24 protein-coding genes and 1 tRNA gene are annotated in these 25,232 nt (G+C 68.7%); all 25 read right to left on the reverse strand.

Annotation, left to right across the window (positions count from 1 at the left end):
• Window positions 1-89: 89 nt before the first annotated feature.
• A complete protein-coding gene (locus IT361_16290; protein ID MCC6319234.1) occupies window positions 90-1,790 on the reverse strand; it encodes a tetratricopeptide repeat protein in 1,701 nt (566 codons plus the stop codon).
• A gap of 68 nt (window positions 1,791-1,858) precedes the next feature.
• Window positions 1,859-1,932: transfer RNA gene (locus IT361_16295), tRNA-Val, on the reverse strand.
• Between the two features lie 66 nt (window positions 1,933-1,998).
• Window positions 1,999-2,166 carry a hypothetical protein gene (locus IT361_16300; protein MCC6319235.1) on the reverse strand — a complete coding sequence of 56 codons (168 nt, stop codon included), beginning with the start codon at window positions 2,164-2,166 and terminating at the stop codon, window positions 1,999-2,001.
• A 57-nt stretch (window positions 2,167-2,223) separates the two neighbouring features.
• Entirely contained in the window at window positions 2,224-3,237 is a 1,014-nt protein-coding gene (locus IT361_16305; protein MCC6319236.1) for a hypothetical protein, read from the reverse strand.
• Window positions 3,174-4,034: a tetratricopeptide repeat protein gene (locus tag IT361_16310; GenBank protein ID MCC6319237.1), complete on the reverse strand. Its 861-nt coding sequence runs from the start codon at window positions 4,032-4,034 to the stop codon at window positions 3,174-3,176. The genes IT361_16305 and IT361_16310 overlap by 64 nt, the downstream gene beginning before the upstream one ends.
• Entirely contained in the window at window positions 4,027-4,509 is a 483-nt protein-coding gene (locus IT361_16315) for a purine-binding chemotaxis protein CheW (protein MCC6319238.1), read from the reverse strand. Before IT361_16315 ends, IT361_16310 begins: the two co-directional genes overlap by 8 nt.
• Window positions 4,506-5,012 carry a chemotaxis protein CheW gene (locus IT361_16320; protein ID MCC6319239.1) on the reverse strand — a complete coding sequence of 169 codons (507 nt, stop codon included), beginning with the start codon at window positions 5,010-5,012 and terminating at the stop codon, window positions 4,506-4,508. Before IT361_16320 ends, IT361_16315 begins: the two co-directional genes overlap by 4 nt.
• A gap of 95 nt (window positions 5,013-5,107) precedes the next feature.
• Window positions 5,108-6,208: a chemotaxis-specific protein-glutamate methyltransferase CheB gene (gene cheB, locus IT361_16325; protein ID MCC6319240.1), complete on the reverse strand. Its 1,101-nt coding sequence runs from the start codon at window positions 6,206-6,208 to the stop codon at window positions 5,108-5,110.
• A complete protein-coding gene (locus tag IT361_16330) occupies window positions 6,189-6,686 on the reverse strand; it encodes a chemotaxis protein CheD (protein ID MCC6319241.1) in 498 nt (165 codons plus the stop codon). Before IT361_16330 ends, cheB begins: the two co-directional genes overlap by 20 nt.
• On the reverse strand, window positions 6,683-8,299 hold the full coding sequence (locus IT361_16335) for a DUF4388 domain-containing protein (GenBank protein MCC6319242.1): 1,617 nt from the start codon (window positions 8,297-8,299) through the stop codon (window positions 6,683-6,685). The genes IT361_16330 and IT361_16335 overlap by 4 nt, the downstream gene beginning before the upstream one ends.
• A complete protein-coding gene (locus IT361_16340) occupies window positions 8,299-10,116 on the reverse strand; it encodes an ATP-binding protein (protein MCC6319243.1) in 1,818 nt (605 codons plus the stop codon). Before IT361_16340 ends, IT361_16335 begins: the two co-directional genes overlap by 1 nt.
• Before the next feature lie 4 nt (window positions 10,117-10,120).
• Window positions 10,121-10,726, reverse strand: coding sequence for a GTPase domain-containing protein (locus IT361_16345; GenBank protein ID MCC6319244.1), 606 nt, complete (start codon window positions 10,724-10,726; stop codon window positions 10,121-10,123).
• Between the two features lie 27 nt (window positions 10,727-10,753).
• On the reverse strand, window positions 10,754-11,902 hold the full coding sequence (locus IT361_16350) for a DUF4388 domain-containing protein (protein MCC6319245.1): 1,149 nt from the start codon (window positions 11,900-11,902) through the stop codon (window positions 10,754-10,756).
• Window positions 11,903-14,593 (reverse strand): tetratricopeptide repeat protein, encoded by a 2,691-nt coding sequence (locus IT361_16355; GenBank protein MCC6319246.1) that lies wholly within the window; start codon window positions 14,591-14,593, stop codon window positions 11,903-11,905. It abuts the gene before it with no gap.
• Between the two features lie 30 nt (window positions 14,594-14,623).
• Window positions 14,624-15,244 carry a chemotaxis protein CheC gene (locus IT361_16360; GenBank protein MCC6319247.1) on the reverse strand — a complete coding sequence of 207 codons (621 nt, stop codon included), beginning with the start codon at window positions 15,242-15,244 and terminating at the stop codon, window positions 14,624-14,626.
• Complete coding sequence (locus IT361_16365) at window positions 15,244-17,121, reverse strand: chemotaxis protein CheA (protein MCC6319248.1); 1,878 nt, start codon at window positions 17,119-17,121, stop codon at window positions 15,244-15,246. The genes IT361_16360 and IT361_16365 overlap by 1 nt, the downstream gene beginning before the upstream one ends.
• 15 nt (window positions 17,122-17,136) lie before the next feature.
• A complete protein-coding gene (locus IT361_16370) occupies window positions 17,137-17,499 on the reverse strand; it encodes a response regulator (GenBank protein MCC6319249.1) in 363 nt (120 codons plus the stop codon).
• A 37-nt stretch (window positions 17,500-17,536) separates the two neighbouring features.
• Window positions 17,537-17,953 carry a chemotaxis protein CheW gene (locus IT361_16375; GenBank protein ID MCC6319250.1) on the reverse strand — a complete coding sequence of 139 codons (417 nt, stop codon included), beginning with the start codon at window positions 17,951-17,953 and terminating at the stop codon, window positions 17,537-17,539.
• Entirely contained in the window at window positions 17,950-18,951 is a 1,002-nt protein-coding gene (locus tag IT361_16380) for an RluA family pseudouridine synthase (GenBank protein MCC6319251.1), read from the reverse strand. The genes IT361_16375 and IT361_16380 overlap by 4 nt, the downstream gene beginning before the upstream one ends.
• A complete protein-coding gene (gene lspA / locus IT361_16385; GenBank protein ID MCC6319252.1) occupies window positions 18,948-19,478 on the reverse strand; it encodes a signal peptidase II in 531 nt (176 codons plus the stop codon). The genes IT361_16380 and lspA overlap by 4 nt, the downstream gene beginning before the upstream one ends.
• Window positions 19,465-19,881 (reverse strand): TraR/DksA C4-type zinc finger protein, encoded by a 417-nt coding sequence (locus tag IT361_16390; GenBank protein ID MCC6319253.1) that lies wholly within the window; start codon window positions 19,879-19,881, stop codon window positions 19,465-19,467. Before IT361_16390 ends, lspA begins: the two co-directional genes overlap by 14 nt.
• A 2-nt stretch (window positions 19,882-19,883) precedes the next feature.
• Window positions 19,884-23,102: an isoleucine--tRNA ligase gene (locus tag IT361_16395; protein ID MCC6319254.1), complete on the reverse strand. Its 3,219-nt coding sequence runs from the start codon at window positions 23,100-23,102 to the stop codon at window positions 19,884-19,886.
• A complete protein-coding gene (locus IT361_16400; protein ID MCC6319255.1) occupies window positions 23,099-23,932 on the reverse strand; it encodes a purine-nucleoside phosphorylase in 834 nt (277 codons plus the stop codon). The genes IT361_16395 and IT361_16400 overlap by 4 nt, the downstream gene beginning before the upstream one ends.
• A gap of 51 nt (window positions 23,933-23,983) precedes the next feature.
• Complete coding sequence (locus IT361_16405) at window positions 23,984-24,538, reverse strand: DivIVA domain-containing protein (protein MCC6319256.1); 555 nt, start codon at window positions 24,536-24,538, stop codon at window positions 23,984-23,986.
• On the reverse strand, window positions 24,538-25,221 hold the full coding sequence (locus tag IT361_16410; GenBank protein MCC6319257.1) for a YggS family pyridoxal phosphate-dependent enzyme: 684 nt from the start codon (window positions 25,219-25,221) through the stop codon (window positions 24,538-24,540). Before IT361_16410 ends, IT361_16405 begins: the two co-directional genes overlap by 1 nt.
• Window positions 25,222-25,232 lie beyond the last annotated feature (11 nt).

A 25,232-nucleotide genomic window follows, 5' to 3' on the forward strand; every position in this document is an offset into this window, starting at 1 on the left:
TCACGGAGGGGCGTAGCGAGTCGCTGGAAAGCGACGAGGGCCCGCGGCGCGACGCCGACGGGCCCTCGGAGCACTGCAGCCAGCGGCCCTTACTTGCAGTAGGCCTTGATCATCTGGTCCGGGTAGCTGCTGTATTGCTGGAGCTGCGCCATCACCGGGCCAAGCTGTTGCGCGAACGTCCGGCCGCCCTTGGGCAGGTTGATCTCGGCGTCGGTGAACAGGGTCTTGGCTTCACGGGACTGATCGCAGCTCTTGGCGGTATTCGCTTCCTGCAGAACGGCCGCGCCCAGCTGGAAGCTGATAACGCCGGTGAGGAAGTACACCGTTTCGGACGGCTGCACCGCTTCGGCCAGTTTGAGCACTTCGAGCGCCTTTTGCGCGGTGGGCTTCTGCTTGTCCGTGTCGTACTGCTTGCGCAGCCGATCGGCAATCGCCGTGTAGATTCCGGAGACCTGCGCCTTATCGTCGCCGGCCTCCTGCGCCAGCTTCACCGATGCGAGGGCTTCGTCGACCTGGCCCTGGTCCGCCTGAATGCGCGCGATCTGCAGGTTGATGGCCGGGGTCTTTGGATTGATGGCGAGGAGCTTCTGGTAGGCGTTGAGCGCGACCGGCATCTGTCCCGTCTGGCGGGCAAACTGCGCGACGAGGCCCCACAGCCCCTCGTTGGTCGGGAACTTGGCGGTACCACGCGATGCGGCCTCGAGCGCCTTGGCCGTGTCGTTGGCGGCCAGGTACGCGGCCGCCTGACGGCCGAAGAAGTTGGTGTCGGCCGCGGCGGTATCGGTCTTGATCATGTCCTCGCCAATCGTCGCGGCCGCCGCGTAGTCCTTGATCGCCAGGTAGATGCGGTACTGCAGGCGGATCAGGTTCGGATCACCCGGATTCAGCTTGACGGCTTCGTCGATGATCGGCTTGGCCACGGCAAACTGCCCGGTGCGTGCGATTGCCTCGACGATGGTCTCGGTGAGGCGGATGTTGGTCGGGTCGAGGGCGAGGAGGCGCGTGAGCGTCGAGATGTACTTCTCGTCCATCTTCTTCGTCTCGTAGGCCTGCGAGAGGAGGAAGAGCGCTCGACGGTTGTCCGCGTGGAGCTTCGTGATCTCCTCGCCGATCCGGATGATCGAATCGGGCGGCTGCTTCTGGGACGCGGCGATCTCGAGCTGGCAGACTCGCGACATCACGGAGTTGGGGTACTCGCGGAGGCCCTTGGCGGCGTCACTGCTCGCGCCCGGGTACTGGTTCTGGCGCCACTTGAGAACGCAGCTCTTGACCTCTTCGATCGGCTTGCGCGCCGCTTCGATGGCGTCGGAGACGCCCTTGGCGAGGTCGCCCACCTTGGCCCCCGTCACCTTGGGCAACGGCTGCACCATGCCATCGCCACGCACCAGCAGGTGGTAGCCGTCGAATTCGTAGCCGGCATCGGTCTTGTTGATCGTGCCTTCGACGTATTCTTCGGCCCGGATCAGGTTGGCCAGCTGCTTGGCATCGTTCTGGTTGAGCGGCTCCGTCTTGGAGTAGCCGGACTGCTCGAGCGCGTTGTCGATGTCGCTCTTGACGATGATCCACAGGGTGCGGCCCATGAAGTCCTGGCCCATGCGCTGACGAAGCTGGTCGGCGAACTGCCAGCCGACGTTGCGTTCGTTGCTGCGGAAGACCGGAACCATGAACCGGGGCCCGGGCGTCTGCCCGCGCTGGAGCTGCTGGTCCTGGGCCGACAGTGCACCCGGTCCGAGCAGGGAGCCTGCGAGCAAGGTCGCGAGAGCGATCGCCTGATGCTGCCGTGCCTTCACGTTCCTGACCTCCAGAGGGTTGTTGAAGCGTACACCGACCCGACCTGCAGGGTCCGGATGCCACCAGGTGGGCGAAGAGGGACTCGAACCCCCGACATCCTGCGTGTAAGGCAGGCGCTCTGACCAACTGAGCTATTCGCCCGGGCGGTACGAGACTCTCGCGTTGCTAAACGTGCCGTGCAGCCATCCCCTCCGCCATCCCAACGGCCTACTTGAGAATCGCCACCGGAATCAGGACGCAATACCCGATGACGAGCAGAATCGGCGCCAGGGTCTCCCCACCACGCCACAGATCCACGAACCCGGCAAGGATCGTCAGGAGCGCGATCCCCCAAAACAAAAGCGGCCGCGATTGCGGCGTGTCCGGCGGTGCCATAGGGCGGAACGATACGGGCCGTCGTCGCCACGTGTCAAGCACAGACCTCCCATTACGTTACGATGAAGAACCGGGCTCCCGCGGCGGAGCCTGTGTCGGGTCGTCGACGCTCCGGAGCAGCGCCTCCAGCGCACTCTCGCGGTCCCGCTGTTCCGTGGCCGCATCCGACGCGCGCATCTGCGCCAACCGCACGCGATCGCGCCGCCGCCGGATCACATACAGCGGGGCGACGATCACGAGCAACGCGAGCGTGCCCACCGTCACGTCCGCGAACAACGCCAGCCCGCCGTACCGCCGTCGAGTCTGCTCGATCCAGCGGCGTTCGAAGCCGCCCAGCGTGAGTCCATACCCGCGTCGGAGCGCGCGATCCAGGCTCCCCTCCTCGCGCCAGTACCGAAAGAGCAGCGTCAGCCCGCGCGCCTCGTCGAGCGCCACCAGCTCCGCGACGGCCCGATACGACAGCGCGTACGCGGCGTCGGCCTCGCCGCTGCCCGCCGCGAATCCGGAGTCGAGACCGGCAAGGGTTCGATACCGACCGAGCGCCAGGCCAAGGTTGGCGGCGATCACCTCCTCGCGGCCCCACTCGCCGGCCGCCCAGGACGCATACCCCTCGTCGAACCAGCGGGGCGGAAGGTCACCCAGCGCCTCATGCAGGGCGAGGTGAGCGAGCTCGTGCCGGAGAACCTGCCGCGGATCGCCCGCACTCGATGGCGCCGATCGACCCTGCATCACCACGCGCCGTTCGGCCGGGAAGGCAAACGCCGCCCCCCACTCCGGCGCGTGGTCACCGACCAGAGCGCGAAAACTCCGCTGGTCGGCCGCGATCTGGATGAGCACGGTCGCACTCGGCCGCGGCAATCCCGGAAACGTGTCCGTCGCCACCGCGCGCGCGGCCAGTGCGCTCGCGAGCAGGCTATCCTCGGGTTCGGCAACGATGGTGAAGCGCCCCCGATCGATGCGGACCCCCGTCGATTGCGCCCCGCCAACGTCGGCGAGGAGCCCCAGGATCAGCGCACCGGCTCGTGACCAGCGTCGACCTGCCGCAAGAGCTCGGCACAGCGCTCGGCCCATGGATTGAACTTGTTCGTCTGTGCCCCGTCGCGCCACGCGTCCCGGGCGGAGCCGCGGTCACCGGCAAACCAGAGCGCACGACCCAGCTCATACCAGGCCTCGACCAGATTGGGACCGAGTTTGATGCTCTTGCGGAAGAAGTTCTGGGCGTCGTCGTACATCTCGCGCTCGAGATACAGCAGGCCGAGGTAGTAGTGCGCGTACAGCGTGGCCTTGCGGTCGTTGTCGAGGCGGATGGCGCGAGACAGGTGCTCGATCGCTTCCCCGAAGATCCGCTTCTTGAGGCAGATGTAGCCCACGTTGATGCGGGCCAGCGAGTTGAGCGGCTCCTTCATGAGGACGCGCTGGAAGTGCAGCAGCGCGTCATCGTATTTCTCCTGCAGCATGAGCGCCCAGCCAAGGATCGACATGGCCTGCGGATCGTTAGGCGCGAGGGCGAGCGCCTTGTCGAGCGCGGCGACGGCGCCGGCGTGATCGCCCAGCGACAGGAGGCTCCAGCCCTTCTCGATGAAGGTCGACGCGTTGAGGTGATCCTCGCGCGACGGCGCAGGCGGCGCGGGCGCGCCCAGCCCTTCATCGCTGGTGCCCGAGGGATCGAGCAGCTTCCACTGCTCCACGAGGCTCTTCACCTGCGCCTTGAGCTGCTCCAGCGCCTGCAATTCGCGGTCGATGCCGCGGTAGAGCGTGATGATGCCGGCCTTGAGCTCATCGCGCCGGCCCGCGGCGCCGGGCGCGGCGATGGCGTCGGCGAGACTCGCGAACTCGCTGGCGAGCGGCGCGTGCAGGACCTCAGGCATTGGCCGCCTCCGTCACGCCCGAAGCGACGAGCGCGAGGCGCTCGCTCGCGCTGAAGAGGTGCGCCGCATCGAGCAGCAACACGAGCGCGGACCCTCGGCGCAGGGTGCCAAGGACCAGCGAGCCGGCCAGGCCGCGCACCAGGCCCGGCGGTGGGGCGAGTTCCCCGGCGGCATACGGCCGCACGTCCAGCACCTGATCGACCACCATGGCGCACCAGTCGCCGTCGAGCGCGAGCAGGAGCAATCGCGTCTGCGCGCCGGCGTCCGTGACCTCCGCACCGAGCCGTCGCCGGATATCGACGACGGGAATCACGCGCCCATCGAGTTCGACGATCCCTTCAATCCAGTCGGGCAGGCGCGGCACAGGCCTCGGCGTTACGTACCGCACGACGCGTTCGACGCCCTGCACGTCCACGGCAAAGAGATCCGCGCCGATACGGAACGTGACCGCCCGCGCCTGATCGAAGGTGCTCATCGTCCGCCTCGCGCGATCGCCGCAGCCGCGGCGGTGACCATGGCGCGGGCGTCCACGACGGCGAGCAATGTCGTGCCGTCCCAATGAACGGCGAGCAACAGGTCGTCGCCATCCCACGGCGGCTGGCGGAGGGCCGACAGCTCAATACTGCACACCTCATCGACGTCGTCCACCAGCAATCCGAGCTGCTCGTTCCCGCGCCGCATCACGAGGACCGTGCCACCCTGCCCACCGTCCACACCGAGGAGCGCGGTGGCGCGAACGACGGCGAGCGACCGGCCGGCGTACTGACATACCCCGGCCATCGCCGGGTCGGCGGCGGGGAGCGGGTACAGCACCGGCGCCTCGACCACTTCTTCGACGGCGCGCACATCGCAGGCAAAAACCTCGTCGCCGACGCGAAAGACAAACAGCTCGGCGGTCCCGATGCGCGCACGCACCCGATCGCGAAAGCGAACGGGAACGGTCTCGTTAGGTATGACGGGGGTGCTGGCGGAAGGCATTCGGCAGTGGAATCATGCTCGCTGGATAGACCGTTCGCCGGTCGTGCGCGTCACGAGCCGGCGCGTCGCGCCGCCGAGCCATGGGCGCGCCCTCATCATCGACCGCGTGACGCGGCGCACAGGCGTGCCATCGCGTCGGGCATGGCCTCGAGCGGCAGCACGGCATCCGCTGCGCCAGCGGCGAGAACCGCCTGTCCCATGCCGCTCACCACGCACGTCTCGGGATCCTGTACGATCATCGCGCCCCCCCCGGCGCGAACCGCCCGAGCGCCCTGCGCGCCGTCGCGGCCCATCCCGGTCAGAACGACCCCGATGCACCCGGCACCGAAGACGGACGCGAGGCTCGCAAAGGTCACGTCGGCCGCTGGCCGGACGCCATGCACAGGTGCGTCGTCCCCGAGGACACAGCGCACCACATCGCGAGCACCGCGCGCGGCGCGCAGGTGCCAACCGCCGGCGGCCATGTAAACATGACCGGCCAGGAGCGGCATGCCGTCGCGCGCTTCGTGCACCGGACGTGGCCCGAGCTCGTGCAGGCGCGCAGCGAGGCTGCCAGTGAAGCCGGCCGGCATGTGCTGGACGATCACGATGGCCGGAACCAGCGCGCGGGGAATGGTCGGCACCAGCGCAGCAAGCGTGCGCGGCCCGCCCGTCGATGCCGCGATGGCGATCACCGACGTCGCCGCCGCTTCGGGTCGTGCACCGGTCACCGCCTCCGAGCGAATCGGCGACGCACGCCATCGACGCGGCTCAGGTACGGAACGAGCGAGTCGATCCACGCGACCGGTCCCCGCTTCGCGCAACGCCTGGAGCAGCCGACGACCTAACGTCTCGACATCGAGCGTTTGCGCCCATGACGGCTTGCGCACGAAGTCCACGGCGCCGAGTTCGAGGGCGCGAATGGTTGCGTCGCCGCCGGCGGCGGCTTCCTGTCCGCTGAGCACGACGACGGGACGCGGGCACTCGCTCATGATGTAGCCAAGGGCCTCGAGTCCGCTCATGCCGGGCATCTCGATGTCGAGCGTCACGAGGTCGGGCCCGAGCGCGTGCACGAGTCGCACGGCCTCGTGCCCATCGGCGGCTTCGCCGGCCACGCGCAGATCGGCGCTGGCCTCGATCGCGTCGCAAACGACGCGACGGATGAACGCCGAGTCGTCGACCACCAGCACGCTGCGCCTAGAGGATCCGCCGGCCATGGCGCATCGAGACGACGCGGACTTCCCCGGTCGCGACGTCGAAGTACACGCTGCGGCCGTAGTCGCCCCCGACGTCTTCGCCGATCAGGGGGATGCCGCTCGCCGCCAGCCGCTGCTTCACGGCATCGACGTTGCGCTCTCCCATGTTGACTCCCGACGAGAGGAGCGCGCCGAACATCGAGGCGCCGCCGACGATGCGTGCGACGGGCTGAGCCCGCGAGCCGTGGCGTCGCATCTCGTTCAGGAGGAACGGCACCGCGGTCGAGCCGAACTTGGCCGGGCGCGACCGGTCTCGCGACAAGGACTCGTGAGGCAGGAGCACGTGTGCGAGTGCGCCAACGCGCGCCACGCCGTCGTGCAGCATGACCGCCACGCACGACCCGAGCCCGACCGACGACAGGACGCCTCGTTCAACAAGGACGCCCCAGGCCGCGACCGGGACGTGCGTCTCGACGGGCACGAGCGTCGGCGTCGTCACGCCGGTCGCCGGGCGCGATCGAGGTGCTGTCGGGCCGCGGGATTCTCCGGTGCCAGGGCAAGAGACCGCTCCCAGCAGCGCGTGGCATCATCGAGCTCGCCGCGAGCATGGCGCAGGTTGCCCAGCGCGAGCCACACGTCCCCCCCGAGGTCGGGCACGAGGCGCACGGCGCGCGCGTAACACTCGAGGGCATCGGTGGCCTGGCCCGCTGCGCCATGAAGGTCGCCGCGGTTCTTGTGCAACTGCGCGAGGGTCGGCGCCTCCTGCAGGCCGCGATCGAGATGGGCGGCCGCCTCGCCGCCGCGCCCACGCCGTTCGAGCACCACCGCGAGATTGTTGGCCAGCACGGCATTGTGCGGGTGCAGCGACGCGCCCTCGGACAGGATGGCGATCGCGCGATCGAGTTCTCCGAGGTACGCCGCGGCAAGTCCGGCGTAGTGATACCACGCCGCCGCGCGCGGCCGACCGTCGCCGCGGAGCGCCGAGGCGCGCAGGGCGACGTCGGCCGCCTCCACGTCGCCTCGACGCAGGGAGAGCACCGCTCCGGTCAGCAGCACCGATGGATCGTTAGGCAGGAGGCGCTCGGCGGTCGCGTGAGCGGCCCGGGCTTCGTCGAAGCGGCCGAGCTTCTCGAGCGCATAGGCGAGGTTGGCGTGCAGGGCGCCCTTGCCGGGCGCACGGGCCACCGCCCCTCGCAACACGCGCACGGCCTCGTCGTGGCGGCCCTGCCGGATCGCGAGCAGGCCAAGGTAGAACTCCGCCTGCACGTCGTGGGGCTGCAGGTCCGCCACGCGCCGGAACTCGCGCACGGCTTCGTCCAGCATCCCCGATTTGTAGAAGGCCACGCCGAGGTTGCTGTGCTCGGCCACGCGCGTGGCAAGGGCCGGCGCGTCCTGCGTGCGGCGTCGCCCCACGCGATGGAGGAATCCCGCCGTGATCAGCCCGAACAGCGCCTTGCCCATCTCGAACTCGCCGAGTCCCGACAGGTCCATCAGGGCCGCGACGTCGCGGGTTCCATCGATCAATGGCAACACCGCATCCTGATCCATCGTCAGCTCGACGCGGGACGCCTCGAGATGCGTCCGGTCGAGGGCAAACACGCAGTCGAATCCGGGAATCTTCTTCTCGATCAGGCTCCACTCATCGATGCGCCGCGCACCCTCGAGCAGCAGCGACTCGGGGTTGATCGATACGACGAAGTCCTGCTCGTCCGGCGTCACGTCCGCCTCGAACGAGAACGTGCCCTGCGTCCAGGTGAAGAGGTAGTACACTGCCTCCTCGATCTGCCGCTTGATGTGCTGGTGGAGTTCTTCGCGCGCCAGGAAGTCCTTCGCGACCAGGATCTCGCCCAGCCGCCGATCGGGCTGCGAGGCCTGCTCGGCGATGGCAATGTCCAGCTGCTCACGGGCGATGATCCCGTTGCTCACCAGCAGGTCGCCCAGCCGGTCGCGCCGGTTGACGATGCTCGCGAACGCAATGCGTCCCCGTTCGAAATAGATGCTTCCGAAGGCGTTCTTGTGCGTGACCGAGAGGCAACCGGTCTTCTTCCCCATCGCCAACAACTGGAGAACGTCCGTGAGGCTGGCCTCGCGCAGGGAACCGCGGATCGCCATCAGCCCAGGTCCTCCAGCAAGCGCCCCGTCGGCTCCGGCCACTCGGCGACCACCTTCTCGGAGTCGAAGAAGAACGAATCAAGGGCGCGACGCGCCGAGGTCGCCTCGGTGACGCCGGCGCCAACGGCGACCGGTTCCCGCTCCTCGGGCACCATCGTCGGGTCTGCGGGCGCATCGATCGTCGGTGCGGCCGCCTCGTCGCCCTCGGGCACCGGCGTGTGGCGTCCGAGCCGATCCGCCGGTCCCGGCGGCGCCATGGTGACCACGAGCCCACGCTCGACGACCGTGCGCAGGCGATCGGCAATGCCGAGGTAGGCCGAGAGTGGGCGATCGCTGGTAAGCACCACCGGTCGCTGCTCGGCGCACACCGCGGTGAGGAGTCGCAGCAGCTCGTCCTGCACGGCCTCTCGTCCATCGATCGCCTGGAGACCGTCGATGATGAGTGCGTCGACCGCGCCGAAGCGCGAGCGCCAGGACTCGAGGCGTTCCTGGTGGATCGCCTCCGTCAGTTCATCGACCAGCGAAGACCCGCTCACGCAGGCAATGCTCCGACCGGCGCCATGACGGGCCGCGAGCACGTTGCCGATCGCATGCGCCAGGTGCGTCTTGCCTGACGCCGTTGGCCCCACGATGAGCAGCGGGTTGGCAGCGCGTCCTGGCGCGTCCGTGATCGTGGCCGCGGCGTGCATGGCGGCCCGGTTCCCGGCGGTGCGCACGAGCGAGGCCATGCTGTACTCCGGCAGCGGTCCGGGCGGAGGGTCCGTCGCGGCGAGCGCACGGCGCACCAGCCGCTCCGCTTCGGGAAGCCGATCGGGATCACGAAAGACGGCCTGCCCGGCGAGCGACGGGTTGACCGCAATGGCCTGACTCTCGAGCGCGCGCAACCGTTCGGTGACCGCGGCGAACGCGGCATCGAGTTGCGGCACGTCAGGGGCTTCGGGGAGTTCGAGCGCCTGTTCGAGGATGGCAGTGCGAAAGCCCTGCCCGGACCACCACGCGATGCGCTCGCCGAGCCGAAGGCGCCACCCATCCACCGAGGCCGCGACACCGCTCGCCACATCCTGCAGAAACGACGTGAACTCGTCGGACGGCCCGACCGCGACCGCACCCCCAATGACGTCGCGCACCTCAGCCACCGAGAGTGGTTCAGCGCTGCGCGACTGCCGGGCAATGAGCCGATGCAGCGCCGCTTCCATCTCGCGCACGCTCGCACTCGAGCCCCTGGCGAGTTCTTCGAGGACGCCGTGACCAAAGCTGGTGCGGCGGTCTGCGCATTTGCGCTGGAGGATGGCGACGCGCGTCCCGTGGTCGGGCGCGCCCAGGTCGACGATGAGCCCGCCGGAGAGTCGGTTGAGCAGCCGGTCGTCCACGTCGGCGATGTCGGCGGGCGCGCGATCCGAGGCCATCACGATCTGGCGGCCGCTGCTCTGCAGCGCGTTGAAGACGCGCAGCACCTCACTCTGCGTCTCACGGCGACCGGACAGGGCCTGGACGTCATCGAGCAGGAGGAGCCCCACGGTCAGGTAGCGCCGCTTGAACGCCTCGGCCTGTCCCGTTGCGATGGCAAGGTGCAATTCCTCGACGAACCCCTCGAGGGTCACGTACACGACCGAAAGCGTCGGGTGCAGTGACTGTGCGCGGTGACCAATGGCGGCGAGCAGGTGCGTCTTCCCGAGGCCCGGCGGCCCGAACACAAAGAGCGGATTGTAAACCGCGCCCGGGTGCTCCGACACGTTGCGCGCCGCCGACACTGCCAGGCGGTTGGCATCGCCGACCACGAAGGCCTCGAAGGTGAACTGCGCGTCGGGGAGCGTCATGTGCCTAACGCCCCGCCGGCTGCGGCGCCGCGAGGCGCTGGAGCACGAGCTGCGAGACCTTGCGCAGGGTCTCGAAGACCCCGGTTCCCGCCAGTGCATCGGCCGCAAAGCTCGGGACGCCGCGGAAGTTGAGGGCGGCGTCCAGTTCCCCGCGACTCATCACGAGGTCGGCGGGCAGATCCTGCTTGTTGTACTGCAGGACCAGCGGCAGCGCGCGCGCGTCCACGCCCTGCTCGGCAAGCACCTCATGCATGTCGCGGAGGCTTTGCAGGTTCTCCTCGCGTTGCCGGCGCTGCGAGTCGGCAACAAAGACCACGCCGTCTGCACCCTGGAGCACGAGCTTGCGCGTCGAGCGGTAGTACACCTGCCCGGGCACCGTGTAGAGCTGGAAACGCGTGGCGAACCCGGACACGGTGCCCAGGTCGAGCGGGAGGAAGTCGAAGAAGAGCGTCCGTTCGCTGTGTGTCGCCAGCGACACCATCGAACCCCGTCGCTCCGGCGGCACGCGATCGTGGATATAGTGCAAGTTCGTCGTCTTCCCCGAACGCCCGGGACCGTAGTAGACGATCTTGCAGGTCAGCTCCCGCGCCGGGTAGTTCACGAGCGGCATCGGTCCCTCCCGGCTTCGTGGCGGTGCTTACGCATCGACGGCCTCCAGCACCGCGGCGAGCTGCGAGGCGTGCGCGATGGCGTGCCGTGCCTGTTCGCCCAGCGGACTCTCCGGACACGCGGCGAGCACGCGCTGCCATGACTCGATCGCCCGCGCAAGCTCTCCATGGCGCGCGGCCAGGCGGGCGCGCTCCATCAACGCCCCCGCGTGCGCGGCGTCGGCCTCCAGCGCGATGCGCAATTCCTCGGCGGCCTCCGCTTCGCGACCCTGGCGCAGGAGCACCCGGGCGAGGGTGGAGCGTGCTTCCGGATCCTGCGGCGCCAGCGAGACGGCAGTTGCTGCCCGCGCGAGCGCGTCATCGAGCCGTTCGGCCAGCAGCGCATCCCGCGCCTCGGCAAGGCACGTGGCCAGATGTTCGCCTGAACGGTCGGGCTCCGTCGCGTCCGTCGGCGCCAGCACGTCGATCACGGCGATGGTCGCGAGCCCGAACGCAATGCGGGCCACCTCGAACTCTGAACGCTCGAGCGTGCGCGCGATGGCGCGCAGGTCCTGCACGCCATCGACCAGCGACAGGACCTCCCACTCGTGCGGGAGCAGATCCAGTCGTGAAGGCGCGATGCCCTCCTCGGCCTCGGCCAGCACCGGGATCACGGCGAGGCTCGGGATGCGCTGCTGAATCTGCGTCCATTCATCGAGGCGTCGCGCACCCTCCATGAGCAGCGACTCGGTGGGAAGGGCTACCATACCCTCGGCCCCCGCCGGTGCCTGTACGTCTTCCTCGGCAAACGAGAAGAAGCCCTCCTGCCACGACAGCAGTTCGAAGACGACGGTTTCCACCTGACGCATGATCGCGCGCTCGAGTTCGCGCACCGAGACGACGTGCTGCGCCACGAGGATCTCGCCCAGGCGCCGGTCCTCACCGGGGGCCTCCTGCACGGCGCGCGCCCGCGCGAGGTCCGCTTCCGTGATGCGTCCCGAGCGAAGCAGGAGCGCACCGAGCGGGTGCGGATTCGATCGAATCGTCGCTGCGACGATGCGTCCGACGCGAAAGTACACCGTCCCCTCGTTGTCGCGCAGGGCAGACGACACGCGAAGGCGTCCCGTCTTTCGGCTCAGGTCCAGCAGTTGAAACACGTCGTGGATGCCAAGCTCGCGGAGCGGTCCCTCGATCGCCATCTAGGCCGCCTCCCCGTGCGCCGCGCCGAGCAGCCGCTCGCGCATGGCCATCGCCGTGCGGGCATCTCGTGCCGCACGCTGTGCGTATTCGCTGTCGGGCGCGAGACCCGCGACGCGTTCCCACCGCGCGAGGGCCAGTGCGTACTCGTGCTCCTCGGCCAGCAACACGCCCTCGAAGTAGAGCGCGGCGACGTGCTCCGGGACAAAGCGAAGAATGCGGGCGAAGGCGAAGCGCGCGTCGGCGCGCCGCCCCGCGAGAAACAGCGATTCACCCAGCATCGCCAGGGCGTCGAAGTGATACGGGTCGTCGATGAGGAGGGCGGCGAGCGGTTCGACGCTCTCCCCCGCGCGCCCCAGGTCGCGCCGAAGTCTGGCAAGCGCCAGCACGACGACGGCGTCTCCGGATGCGGCACCTGCGAGGGTTGCGAAGACCCCTTCGGCTCCGGCCACATCGCCGGCGTCCGCGAGCAGGTGCCCCAGTTCGCCCGCGATTTCGGCGTCGTCGGGCGCGAGAGCCCAGGCGGCGCGCATCGCCGTCACAGCGTCGGGCACATCGCCCAGGCGCACGTGCAAGCGAGCTACCTCGCGGAGCACACGGGGTTCTGCCGCTGCCAAACGATGCGCAGCGCTCAGGCCCGTACGCGCATCGTCCGGGCGTCCCGTTTCCGCGCGGACGCAGGCGGCGAGCAACTGCACCTCGGCGCTCTCGGCTCGATGCGAGGCGAGCCACTCCGCGGGCGCCGCCGCCTCGGCGTATCGCCCAAGCGCCACCAGGGCGCGCACCTCGCCTTCGGCGGCCGGTCCGTGCGCACTGTCGTGTCGGCGCGCTTCACGGAAGCGTTCGAGCGCCTCACCGCTCGCGCCGCGCGCGAGGAAGACGCTTCCGGATGCCACGAGCCCATCGACGCGGGGGCCTCCCGCTCCCATGACGCGTCGGACCTCCGCCGCCGCGCGATCGTGGTCGCCTTCAGCCAGAAGCGTCCACACGCGCGCATAGGGCGACTCGCCGAGCGCCTCCACGCGGCCCTCCGGAGCCAGATCATCAAAGAGCGTTTCGAGTGCGCTCTCCTCGAAGGCAAACGAGCGGACCGTCGCGTCGCGCCGCGAACCACTGAATTCCGGCGGAACCTCCAGGCGCGTGGAGGCCTGCTCGATGTCCAGCTCGAACTTCTGCGGCGCGTAATACGCGTCCAGTTCGAGAGCGCGCTGCGTCTCACGCAGGGCGCCCTCGTGGTCTCCGAGGTTCGTGAGCGCAAACCCGAGGTTGTAGTGCGCCTCCGCGTACGACGGTCGCGCCTCGATCGCGCGCGAGTACGCGGTCCGCGCGTCGTCGAACCTCGACTGGCCCGCCAGCACCAGCCCCACGCCGTTCCAGGCCACCGGGTGTTCCGGCGAGAGGCGCAGCACCTGACGATAGGTGGCGAGCGCTCCCTCGACCTCGCCGTGCCTTACGAGCAGGTACGCGAGGTTGAGTCGGGCCTTGAGTCCCCCGGCGTCCAGGGCGAGCGCGCGCGCAAACGCGTCGCGCGCCTGCGCCACGTCGCCGGCATGGCAGGCGGCCACGCCGAGGTTGTTGAGCGCGGCCGCGTGCGCCGGGTCCGCGGAGAGTGCGCGACGATAGCTCTCGCGCGCCTCCACGTATCGGCCACCGTGATGCAGCGCCACGCCACGCGCATTCCACAGCCGGGCGTCATTCGGGCGCTCGGCCACGAGGGCTTCGTAGAGCGGCAGGGCCGCGGACGTGTCTCCGCGCAGCAACTGCACCTCGGCCATCGCCTGCCGGACGAGGAAGGCGTCCTCGCCGCGATCGAGCGCCTGGGCGAACTCGCGCAGCGCATCGTCGAGGTAGTGCTTGTGCCGGAACGCCAGGCCCAGGTTGTAGTGCGTCATCTGCGACGCGTCCTGATCTTCGTGAGCGAGGATGCCACGGGCTTCGCGCGCCACCCGCGCCTGCTCGTGCGACCCGCGGTCGAATCGCTCGAGGGAAAGGTTCGCACGCGCGCGCCCGAGGGCCGGGTTGAGGCGCAGCGCGCGCGCGGCGATCGCCTGCGCCGACTCGTGCTCCCCCAGATCGCCCAGCACGAAACCCAGCAGGTACGTCGCCTCGGCGTGATCCGGCGCCAACTCGATCGCGCGCTCCAGCGCGCGCCGGGCCTCGTCGTTCATCCCGCGATGATACGCGACCTCTCCAAGTTGAAAGTGCACATCCGCGTCGTCAGGCTCGAGATCGAGGGCGTGCTGCAGCCACTGCGACGCGGAGACCAGATTCCCGGCCCTCGCTTCGGCAGCGGCGACCTGCCGCACGAGCGGCACGTCATCGGGCGCGTCCCGCAACAACACGCTGAACGCCGCCAGCGCCCGGGGAATGTCTCCAAGCAGCAGATGCATGCAGCCCAGCGACCACCGCGCCTCTCGATCCCGGGCATCGCGCGTCAGCTGCGCCTCGAGCGTCGCGAGCCGGTCGTCATAGTACCCGCTGGTGAAGTACGCGATCTCGATGTTGCGCTGCGCGATCGTCATGCGGGCATCGAGGTCGAGGGCGCGCGTGAACGCCCCCACGGACTCGGCGATCATGCCCTTGGTGAAGTAGAGCACGCCAAGGTTGTTGAGCGCGCCCGGGTCGGACGCATCGATCCGATGCGCGAACGACCGCAGGATCGCCTGGTCGCGTGCCGAGGGCTGCGTCATCATGACCTGCACCGTGCGTCGCGAACCGTGCGTTCAGTCCATGCGCATCGCGCGCAGGAGGGTGCGCAGCGACGTCATGTCCGGCAACAGCAGGAAGTAGCCGCGCAGACGTTCGGCCGCGTCCTGCATGAGGAACTCCGTCTCGACGCAGAACACGAGGTCGCGGTCGCTGCCGAACTGGAGGTAGGCCGTCGTGAGCACCGCCTGCGCCATGTCGATCGCGAGCGATGGCGGCGAGGGCATCAGCATGAGTCCCATGAAATCGCTGAGGGCGTTCATGTACGCGCCGCTCAGGATGTTGCCCGCCTCGCGGATCGCCGACTGCTCCAGTTCGGACAGCTCGTCGCCACCGATGTGGGCGCGCCGGGTCATGATCTCGGCCATGCGGATGGCCGTCGGTCGCGGGAACACGAGGAGCGTGCGACCCGTGAGGTCACCCACCATGTTCATCAGCACCGCCGCCACCGGTTCGCCCGGATCGCCGATGTGCGGCGGGACGTCTTCCAGGGGCGTGATGTTGATCGTCGGCACCGAGATCATGATCGTCTGGCCCGTCATGAGTGACAGGGCCGTCGCCGCGTGACCGGCGCCGATGTTGGCGACTTCACGCAGCGCGTCCAGCTGCATCGGCTTGAGCGCGAGTAGGTCCTGCATCAGTGCTCCTGGAGAAGTCCGCCCACGTCGAGGATCAGGGACGCCGACCCGTCGGACAGGATCGCCGCTCCCGTGCAGGCGATCGCGTCCTTCGCCGCGTCGAACGCCTTCACGACGATGTCCTGTTGACCGTCGAGCCGGTCGACGGCGATCGCCGCCCGCCGATCCGTCACCTCGACAATGACGATTTGCTGCCCCATCACGTCCCGCACGGGGAGCCCCACCAGCTGCCGCAGCGACAGCAGGGGCAACACCTCGTTCCGGAGCACAAACACCTGCCGGCCGCGGAGGGGCCGGACCGCGCCCGCTGCGGGCTGGAGCGTTTCGGTGACGTGCGTCAACGGCAGGGCGTACGATTCGTCCCCAACGCGCGTGATCACCGTGGGGACGATCGCGAGGGTGACCGGCAGCCGCAGCTCGAACACCGTGCCCCGACCCTCGACCGTGGAGAACACCACGGTCCCGCCGAGGGCCCGCACCTTGGCCAGAACGGCATCGATGCCCACTCCACGCCCCGAGACTTCGCTGACCCGCTCGGCGGTCGAGAAGCCCGGTCGGGAAATGAGGCGTAGCACATCGTCGTCAGAGAGCTCTTCCGTGGTTTCAGGCACCCAGCCGCGCGACCTGGCCGTGGTCAGGATGCGTAGCCGATCGACCCCCCGACCATCATCGGCGACCACGATGACCACCGCACTCCGTTCGCGGCGCGCGATCAGTTTGATGCGCCCAACCGACGGCTTGCCGGCGGCACGTCGCGCGTCCGGCGCCTCGATCCCGTGATCCACCGCGTTGCGGAGGAGATGCACGAGCGGATCCGCCACCTGCTCCAGCAGCGTTCGGTCCAGTTCGATCTCACGGCCCTCGAGCGTGAGCGCGACGTCCTTCCCCACGAGCCGGGCCGCGTCGCGCACCACGCGTGGAAACCGATCGAACACCTGCCAGACAGGGACCATTCGGCTCCCGAGCACCCCGTCCTGCAACTCACCGATCAGTCGGGCGGCCTTCGCGACCGTCTCGTCGAGTGCGCCGTCTTCATGCGCGGCCGCGAGCACCTGCAGCCGGCCGCGCACGGTCACCAACTCTCCCACCAGGTCGAGCAGGTGGTCGAGGCGACGCAGTTCGATGCGGACGTATCGCTGAAGGGGCGCCTTGAGATCCCGGGTCGCCCAGGCGTCGTCCGCCGTGGCGTTGCCGGCGGTGCGCGGCGAGGCGGGCGCGCTGATGCGCACCTCGCGCACGTCACCACAGCCACATACCAGTTCCCGGATCGTCTCGTCGTCCTCGGTGGTCTCGATGAAGACCGTGAAGCGGCCGTCGAATCCCTCCGCCCAGAGCGCCGCATCGGCCGGCTGCGTCCCGTGCACGGTACCAACGGTGCGCAGCTTGTCCGTGATGATCCGCGCCCGCGCGCCCGGCAGCGGCGCGTCGGGCTCGAGCTGGATGCGCACCGGCAGGCCAGCCAGGAGCAGCTCGGGCATCGCCGGCGAAACAGCCGACGGAGCGCCGGGTTCACCGGCGCCGGCCAGGCGGCGAACGAGCGACGCCACATCGAGAGCGGTCGGCCGCCCTTCGGTCGCCACCTCGACCGCGCGCGCCAGGGCATCCGCGGCCTCGAACAGCATGTCGATCGTCCCGGGGCCTAACGACTCTTCTTCGGCTCGCACCCGGGCCAGGCGCGTTTCCATCGCGTGGGACAGCTCAGTGACGGTGCTGTACCCCATCACCCCGCTCATCCCCTTGAGCGTATGGACCGATCGGAAAAGCGCGTCGATGGGCTCGCGCGCCTGGGGATCAGCCTCCAGCTGGAGCAACGCATGCTCCATGGCCGTGAGGTAGTCACGGCTCTCGGTGACGAACAGCTCGGCGTACTTGTTCACGGCGGGTGGCCCGCCCTATCCCAGCACGCGCTGCACCGCCTCCAGGACGCGGCTCGGCTGGAACGGCTTGACCACGAAATCCTTCGCCCCGGCCTGGATGGCTTCGACCACCAGGGCCTGCTGACCCATGGCGCTGCACATCAGCACGCGCGCCGCCGGATCCTGGCGGGTGATCTCGCGAACGGCGTCGATGCCCCCCATGTCGGGCATCACGATGTCCATCGTCACGAGATCCGGCTTGAGCGTGCGGTACCGTTCCACCGCCTGCGCGCCCGTTTCGGCTTCACCGATGATGTCGAAGCCGGCCTGGGAGAGGATGTCCCCCAGCATGGTGCGCATGAAAATGGCGTCGTCGCAGATGAGTACGGAGTGGCTCACGTGGTCTCCCGGTGCCCGCCCGCGAGACGCCGCCGCCCTATGCCAGCGACTGCCTCACGAGCTCCTGCACGTCCACCAGCAGGACGACCGACTCGCCAAAGTGTCCCATTCCTGAAATGATCCGAGCACCACCAGCCGTGGTGGCCGGGCCGTCAGCGAACTCGTCCGCAGGGATGACTTCCCGGACTTCGTCCACCAGGACGCCCAGCGTCTTGCCCTCGGCGGCCAGGATGACCACGTCGGGGTCGGGGGCCTCCGACGGGTTTCCGGTCACGCGGTGCGCCAGATCGAGGACGGTGACGAGATGACCGCGCACATTCGCCAGGCCGCGCACGTCGGCACTGGTGCCCGGAAGCCGCGTGGTCACCGGCATCGCGGTGATCTCCCGGACCGTTTCCGACGGGAGCGCGTAGAGGCGCCCCCCCGCCTGAACGACAAGCACCTGTCGCGTCATGCGCCGGCGCCCTCGTCGAAGAATGCGAACCGTTCGAGGGCCAGTGGGTCGTCAGCCAGCGTCGGATCGGAGGCCACGGTGGCCAGTGCCGTCCGGAGATCCGCCGGGAGCGGTGCCCGGAAGTCCATGGGCTGTCCGGTCGCCGGATGCGCAAAGCGCAGCCGCGCGGCATGCAGGAAATGACGCTTGGGCGGAAGCTTCACGAGCTTGCGGCCACCGCCCCCACCGTACGTGTCGTCCCCCACCACCGGGTGGCCGGCCGCGGCGAGGTGCACGCGGATCTGGTGCGTCCGGCCCGTATGCAGATGGGCGCGCAGCAAGTCGACGGCATCGAAGCGTGCCAGCCGGACGAAGGTGGTCTTTGCCGGCTTCCCGGTGGGTACGACGGCCATGCGCTGGCGGTCCCGCGGATCGCGGCCGAGGGGCTTGTCGATGACGAGCCGGTCGTCGTCGAGGTGCCCCCAGCACAGCGCCGCGTAACGGCGCACGATGGTACGGGCGGCGAGGGCGGCCGACAGCACCCGATGGGCGCGTTCGGTCCGCGCCACGAGGAGGAGGCCCGAAGTGTCCTTGTCGAGCCGGTGGACGAGTCCCGGGCGTTCCTCGCCGCCTAACGACGAGAGCGCGCCGCCCCGACCCACGAGCGCGTTCACGACCGTCCCGTCCCAGTTGCCAGGCGCCGGATGCACGACCATCCCCGCTTCCTTGTCGATCACGAGCACGTCGTTGTCTTCGTACAGCACGCGCAGGGGGATGTCCTGCCCCACGACTTCGCGGCCGGGCCGCGGCGGAATCCGCACGGTCACGCGGTCCCCGCGCACCGCCTTGTACGACGCCTTCTCCCGACGGCCTCCCACGTCGACGTGGCCAAGGGCGATGAGCGTCGCGGCCTGCGTCCGCGACACATCGACGCGGGTTGCCACCAACAGATCGAGGCGGACATCGCTGTCCGCCTCGAGCTCGATGACGTGAACCGCGATCGGTGCCTGCTCGGTCATGTCGCCCGCGTGGAGTCCCTCGCCACGGCCGCGGCGCGGGCCGCCGCCTTGTCTTCTCCCCACAGCACAACCGCGAGGAGGATCGCGCCGGTGCTGACCGCCATGTCGGCGACGTTGAACGTTGGCCAGCGCCGGTCACCCAACCCGACGTCGATGAAATCGACCACGCCGTCCGGGGAAATGACGCGATCGACCAGGTTGCCGAGCGCGCCCGCCGTGACCAGGGCGATCGCGAGCAGCCGCCAGCGGTCACCAGGGGCCGTGTGCCGGTAGAGGTTCCACAGAATCACCAGCGCGGCAATGGTGAGCCCCATGAAGATCCATCGGGAGTACGGGCCGAGGTGCAGCCCGAACGCCGCACCCGGGTTGTAGACCAGCGTCCAGCGCAGGAAGTCTCCCCACACTTCGCGTGGCACGTAGCGGGGCCAGAGCGTCGCTTCGGCAATCGCCTTGGTGACGCGGTCGGCGATGACCAGCACCACGACGACCGGGAGGGCGAGCAGCGCCTTGCCGCTACTTCTTGGCATCTTCTTCCTTCTGCTTGCACTTGATGCAGTACCGCGCGTGCGGCAGCGCATCAAGGCGCTCGAAGGCAATATCCTCACCGCAGCTGTGGCACTTGCCGAAGGTCTCCGGGCTCTTGTACAGCCGCCGCAATGCCTGATCGATGTGCCAGAGGAAGCGCCCTTCCTGGCTGGCAAACAGGAACGCTTTCTCCCGCTCCATGGCATCGGTCCCCTGGTCCGCCATGTGGAACGAGTAGGAGCTGAGGTCGCCATCAGCCGACTGCGGCGTGGCCCCGAACAGGTCGTCGTGGTTACCCAGTTCCTTCTGGACGCGCCTGCGCTCCTCGAGCAGGCGCTTCTCGAAATGCTGGAGGTTCTTCTTGTTCATCGCCTTCGGCTTCTTGGCGCCGGTCGGTGTCGCCATGTCTAGGGGTCCACGCGCAAGGCAACGCGCGCCTGGAGTCCATCGAGCTCCACGGCCTGCGCTGCATGGTCGTCAGGTGCGTCCGGCCCGCCCACATCCACGTGGCGAGCCAGCACTTCTCCAGCCATCCAATCTATATACTCCCGGACCGACTGTTCGATTTCCGCGTCTCCCCGGACCCGGAGCCGGATCCGGTCCGAGACGGCCAGGCCGGCGTCCTTGCGCATCCGCTGGATCCGGCTGACCAGTTCACGCGCGAGGCCTTCCCGACGCAGTTCGGGCGTGATGGTCGGGTCGATGGCGACGAACCGACCACCTGCCTCCTTCACCACCAGGTCGCCCACCGCTCGCCGGACGATCGACAGGTCGTCGCTGGCCACCGGGTGCGACTCGCCGCCAACCAGGATCACGACGGGTTCGCCGCCCTCGAATCGGCGCAGGTCTGCGGAACTCAGTCCCTGCACCGCCTTCGCGGCCAGGGGCGTCGCCTTGCCGAAGCGGCTGCCTAACGACTTGAAGTTCGGCCGGGCCTCGAGCGTCACCAGATCGTCCGCCGAGGACAGCAGGCTCACCGCCTTGATGTTGAGCTCCAGCGCCAGGACCGGCAGGAGCACCTGCACGCCATCGACGCGGCCGGCCGGTACGACGCACTGTGCCCGCGACAGCGGACGCCGGACGTTGATCGATGCCTCTTCCCGCGCCGCGCGCCCGAGACGCGACAACTCGCGGATGTCTTCCATGGCCTCCTCGAGGGCCGGCTCCGAGTACCCGCGCGGGCGCACGAAGGACTCCAGGTGCACCGTCGACCCGGTCAGCTCGCGATGGATCCAGTCCGAGATGTACGGCGCGATCGGCGCCACCAGCCGACACACCGTCACCAGCACTTCGTGGAGCGTCGCGAAGGCCGCCGCGTTGTCGGGCGAGGTCACGTCGTAGAAGCGCGACCGCGTCTGTCGCACGTACCAGTTCGAGACGTCGTCGACCAGGAAACTCATGATCAGCCGCGAGGCTGCGGTGGCGTCGTATCCCGTCAGCGCCGCGTCCACGGCCGCCTCAACCGAGGTGAGCCGCGACAGAATCCATCGGTCCATCGTCGGACGCTCGGCGGCCGGCGCCACCGGTTGCTCCGGGCGCCATCCGTCATTCGCGTACTGGGCGAAGATGCCCGAGTACACGTTGCGCAGCGTCATCAGAAACCCGGCCGCCGTGTCACGGATGACGCTCTCGTCGAAGCGTTTGGGCGCGCCGAGCTGCGACGACGCGACCAGGAAAAGTCGCACCGCATCGGCGCCGTGCCGGGCCACGACCTCGAACGGATTCACCACGTTGCCGAGGCGCTTGGACATCTTCACGCCGTTGGCATCGAGCACGAGGTCGTTCACCACAACGGTGCGATACGGCGCCGTTTCGAACGTGTGACCTCCCACGCCGTTGTTCGGCAGTGCGTCGCCGAGTCCCGCCGCGATGGCCAGCAGGGAGTAGAACCATCCGCGCGTCTGGTCGAGCCCTTCGGCGATGAAATCGGCCGGATACTCGCGCTCGACGCGCTCGCGGTTCTCGAACGGGTAGTGCCATTGTGCAAACGGCATCGCGCCGGAGTCGAACCAGGCATCGATGACTTCCGGCACACGGCGCATTGTGCCGCCGCATGCACACGACCAATGCCAGTCGTCGATGAACGGCTTGTGCGGATCGAAGTCGGCCGGCAACGGTCGTTCAGCCCGGCGCGAGAGCTCGGCAAACGAGCCCACGACCTCGAGATGCCCCGCGTCGCGGTCACAGACCCAGACGGGCAACGGCGTGCCCCAGTAGCGGTCACGCGAGATCGCCCAGTCGATGTTGTTCTGCAGCCAGACCCCAAACCGGCCGCTGCCAACTTCCTCCGGATGCCAGTCGACGTTGGCGTTGCGCGCCAGCATGTCCTCCCGGTACCCGGTCGTGCGCACGAACCACGACTCGCGGGCGTAGTACAGCAGCGGCGTGCTGCATCGCCAGCAGTGCGGGTACGGGTGTCGCATCGTCCCGGCCTTCCAGAGCACGTCCCGCCGCTCGAGTTCCTCGACCAGTACGCGATCGGCATCCTTGACCCACAGACCACCAACCAGCGGAACCGAGGTCTCGAAGCGCCCGCGCAGGTCCACCGGATTGAGCATTGCCAGCCCGTGCGTTCGGCCGATGGCGTAGTCGTCCTGGCCAAAGGCCGGCGCCATGTGGACGATTCCGCTGCCGTCGCCCTCGGACACGAAGTCCGCACCGACGATCAGTTCGTGCTCCCGGTCTCCCTCGGGGTAAGCAACGAGATCCAGTGGACGTCGATAGCGTCGCCCAACCAGCTCGCTGCCGGCAAGGTGTCGCACGACGTCCCACCGATCCGCATAGTCGGCGCCGAGCACCGCGGCCGCGCGCGACGTCGCGAGGACGATGGTCCAATCGCCGACATTCCGCTTCTTCAGCTCGACGTAGCCAATGTCGGGATGGACCGCGAGCGCCACGTTCGAGACGAGGGTCCAGGGCGTCGTCGTCCACACGATGAGCCGTCGCCGCACGCCCGCCGCGCTCGCAGCCGGATCGACGAGATCCAGCGCCACGAACACCGAGGGATCTTCGACGTCCTGATAGCCCTGGGCGACCTCATGCGACGACAGCGACGTGCCGCAGCGCGCGCAGTACGGCAGAATCTTGTGCCCCTTATAGAGGTACCCACGCTCGTGCAGCGTCTTGAGCGCCCACCACTCGCTCTCGATGTATGCGTTGTGGTACGTGACGTACGGGTGCTCGTAGTCGAGCCAGTGCGCGATACGCTCGCAGAGCTGCTCCCACTCGGCGCGGTACTTCCAGACGCTTTCGCGGCACTTGCGATTGAATGCCTCGATGCCAAGGGCCTCGATGTCCGGCTTGCCCTTGATGCCTAACGCCTTCTCGACTTCGATCTCCACCGGGAGCCCGTGCGTGTCCCACCCGGCCTTGCGTGGCACGTGGTGCCCATGCATGGCCCGATGCCGGCAATAGAGGTCCTTGACGGTGCGCGCGAACACGTGGTGAATGCCCGGGCGTCCGTTGGCCGTCGGCGGCCCGTCGAAGAACACGTAGGGCGTGCCGTCCTTCCGGAGTTCGACTGAGCGCTCGAACAGGCGCTCCACTCGCCACGCGGCCAGGATCTCCTGCTCGAGGTCATCCGCCGAGCGGTCGGCCGGCAGCAGCCGGTAGGGGCGCGCGCTCACAGGCGCCCCACCACGCCTGCCACCAGAGTCGTCAGGCCCGGCTCGGCCTTTGCCGCGATCGCGATGATGCGATCGAGACTCGCGGGCTCCAGGGCATCGGGCAGGCACATGTCGGTGATGATCGAAAGCCCCAGCACGCGCATGCCGCCATGCACCGCCACGATGACTTCCGGCACCGTGGACATGCCCACCACATCGGCGCCAATCGAGCGAAGGAACCGGTACTCCGCCTTCGTTTCCAGCGCGGGCCCCGTCACCGCCACGTAGACGCCCTCGCGCAGCGTGAGCCCCAGACGACCGGCTTCGTCACGCGCGAGCGCGCGAAGGTCCGCCGCATACGGCTCCGACATGTCCGGGAATCGTGGCCCCAGGCGGTCGTCGTTGCGACCGATGAGCGGGCTGTCGCCCAGCAGGTTGATGTGGTCGGCGATCAGCATGAGGTCACCGGCGTTCCAGAGCGGATGCATGCCTCCGCACGCGTTCGAAACGACGAGCGTACGTGCGCCAAGCGCGCGCAGCACCCGCACGGGGAACGTGACCTGCTGCAACGAATACCCCTCGTACCGGTGGAATCGGCCCTGCATCGCGATCACAACCTTGCCGGACAGCGTGCCGCAGATCAGCCGGCCGGCGTGCGATTCCACCGTGGAGAGCGGAAAGCCCGGAATGTCCCCGTAGTCGATGGTGACGTCGGCCGCGATACGCGCGGCCAGCCCACCAAGTCCGGTGCCAAGAATGATGGCCGCCTCCGGCGGGCGCCCGAACCGGGCGCGCACCACGGCGGCCGCCCGTTCGATCGTCTCGAACGTGTGTAGCGAGGTGTCGGGCATGAGCGGCGAAAGTGTCCAGTCCTGGTCGAGCGATGGTATCCGGTCGCGTGATCAGTCCTTCACGACGGAGTCCAGCCAGAGCGGCGTCGCGGCGGGAATGGTGGCCGGTTCGGCCACGGCTGGCGCGCGCACCGCCGGGCCCGGGCTCGCTTCCGCGGCCTCGATCTCCGCCAGCTGACGCTCCACGAGGCTCCGCAACTGCAGCAGGTAGGCACGCCTCTGCTTCACCAACCCATCGAGATCGGCCTCGATCCGGCGCGACTCGTTATGCGCGGCAGCCACGATCCGATCGCCTTCAGCCTTCGCCTCGCGCAGGATCAGTTGTGCCTCGCGCTCGGCCTGTTCCTTGACCTCCGCGCGCAGCTGTTGCGCGGAGATCAGCGCTTCGTTGATGGCCTTGTCTCGTTCCCGAAACGCGCGCAACTGCTCGTGAAAGCCCTGCGCCTTGGCCTCGAGCCCCTGCGCGTTGCGCAGCAGGCGTTCGACCTCGTTGGCGACCTGCTCACGGAACTGGTCGACCCGGGCCCGATCGTAGCCGCGCAGCGCGTTGCCGAAGTCAAAGCGGCGAATGTCGAGCGGGGTGAGGTGAAAGGCATCGTCGGCCATTACGCTCGCGCTCCAAAGAGAATCGAACCCAAACGGATCATCGTGGCTCCCTCCTCGACCGCCACCTCGAAGTCACTCGACATGCCCATCGACAGCTCTCGCGCACTCGCGTGCCCTGCGACCTGCAGTCGACCCAGGGCGGCGCGCGCACCACCAAACGTCTGTCGCAGCACGCCTTCGGACGCATCGAGCGGCGCCATGGTCATCACCCCCCGCACGACCACCCCACGCAACGTCCTCAGCACGTCAGCATTCGCCTCCAGTTCCGCCGCCGCAAAGCCACCTTTGCTCTGCTCGCCAGAGACATTCACCTGCACCAACACGTCCAGTGGCCTGCCGCGCGCCACCCCTTCCGCCGAGAGCGCCTCGGCGAGCCGCAGACTGTCCACCGAGTGCACGAGAGCGAATCGGCCGGCGTGCCGCGCCTTGTTGCGCTGCAGGTGTCCGATCAGGTGCCATTCGACCGGAACGTCGACCTGGTCCATCTTCTCGAGCGCTTCCTGCACGCGATTTTCACCCACCCGCTGCACCCCCGCGTCCCAGGCAGCCAACACGGCGTCCGGACCGTAGGTCTTGGTCACTGCGACAAGTTCCACGGCCTGATCATGGCCCCCACGGGCCACTGCGGCCGCTACGCGCCCACGGATTTCCTGCACGCGTGCAGCAAGGCCCGAAAACGGCATAACGCAAGAAG

This window comes from Gemmatimonadaceae bacterium (genome assembly GCA_020846935.1).
GTDB lineage: Bacteria > Gemmatimonadota > Gemmatimonadetes > Gemmatimonadales > Gemmatimonadaceae > RBC101.

Excerpts from the sequence above, each read along its gene's own strand:
- IT361_16300 (MCC6319235.1), bottom strand. The coding sequence starts at position 2,166 with ATGGCACCGCCGGACACGCCGCAATCGCGGCCGCTTTTGTTTTGGGGG.
- IT361_16305 (MCC6319236.1), bottom strand. The coding sequence starts at position 3,237 with ATGGGCCGAGCGCTGTGCCGAGCTCTTGCGGCAGGTCGACGCTGGTCA.
- IT361_16310 (MCC6319237.1), bottom strand. The coding sequence starts at position 4,034 with ATGCCTGAGGTCCTGCACGCGCCGCTCGCCAGCGAGTTCGCGAGTCTC.
- IT361_16315 (MCC6319238.1), bottom strand. The coding sequence starts at position 4,509 with ATGAGCACCTTCGATCAGGCGCGGGCGGTCACGTTCCGTATCGGCGCG.
- IT361_16320 (MCC6319239.1), bottom strand. The coding sequence starts at position 5,012 with ATGCCTTCCGCCAGCACCCCCGTCATACCTAACGAGACCGTTCCCGTT.
- cheB (MCC6319240.1), bottom strand. The coding sequence starts at position 6,208 with ATGGCCGGCGGATCCTCTAGGCGCAGCGTGCTGGTGGTCGACGACTCG.
- IT361_16335 (MCC6319242.1), bottom strand. The coding sequence starts at position 8,299 with ATGGCGATCCGCGGTTCCCTGCGCGAGGCCAGCCTCACGGACGTTCTC.
- IT361_16340 (MCC6319243.1), bottom strand. The coding sequence starts at position 10,116 with ATGACGCTCCCCGACGCGCAGTTCACCTTCGAGGCCTTCGTGGTCGGC.
- IT361_16345 (MCC6319244.1), bottom strand. The coding sequence starts at position 10,726 with ATGCCGCTCGTGAACTACCCGGCGCGGGAGCTGACCTGCAAGATCGTC.
- IT361_16350 (MCC6319245.1), bottom strand. The coding sequence starts at position 11,902 with ATGGCGATCGAGGGACCGCTCCGCGAGCTTGGCATCCACGACGTGTTT.
- IT361_16355 (MCC6319246.1), bottom strand. The coding sequence starts at position 14,593 with ATGATGACGCAGCCCTCGGCACGCGACCAGGCGATCCTGCGGTCGTTC.
- IT361_16360 (MCC6319247.1), bottom strand. The coding sequence starts at position 15,244 with ATGCAGGACCTACTCGCGCTCAAGCCGATGCAGCTGGACGCGCTGCGT.
- IT361_16375 (MCC6319250.1), bottom strand. The coding sequence starts at position 17,953 with ATGACGCGACAGGTGCTTGTCGTTCAGGCGGGGGGGCGCCTCTACGCG.
- IT361_16380 (MCC6319251.1), bottom strand. The coding sequence starts at position 18,951 with ATGACCGAGCAGGCACCGATCGCGGTTCACGTCATCGAGCTCGAGGCG.
- lspA (MCC6319252.1), bottom strand. The coding sequence starts at position 19,478 with ATGCCAAGAAGTAGCGGCAAGGCGCTGCTCGCCCTCCCGGTCGTCGTG.
- IT361_16390 (MCC6319253.1), bottom strand. The coding sequence starts at position 19,881 with ATGGCGACACCGACCGGCGCCAAGAAGCCGAAGGCGATGAACAAGAAG.
- IT361_16400 (MCC6319255.1), bottom strand. The coding sequence starts at position 23,932 with ATGCCCGACACCTCGCTACACACGTTCGAGACGATCGAACGGGCGGCC.
- IT361_16405 (MCC6319256.1), bottom strand. The coding sequence starts at position 24,538 with ATGGCCGACGATGCCTTTCACCTCACCCCGCTCGACATTCGCCGCTTT.
- IT361_16410 (MCC6319257.1), bottom strand. The coding sequence starts at position 25,221 with ATGCCGTTTTCGGGCCTTGCTGCACGCGTGCAGGAAATCCGTGGGCGC.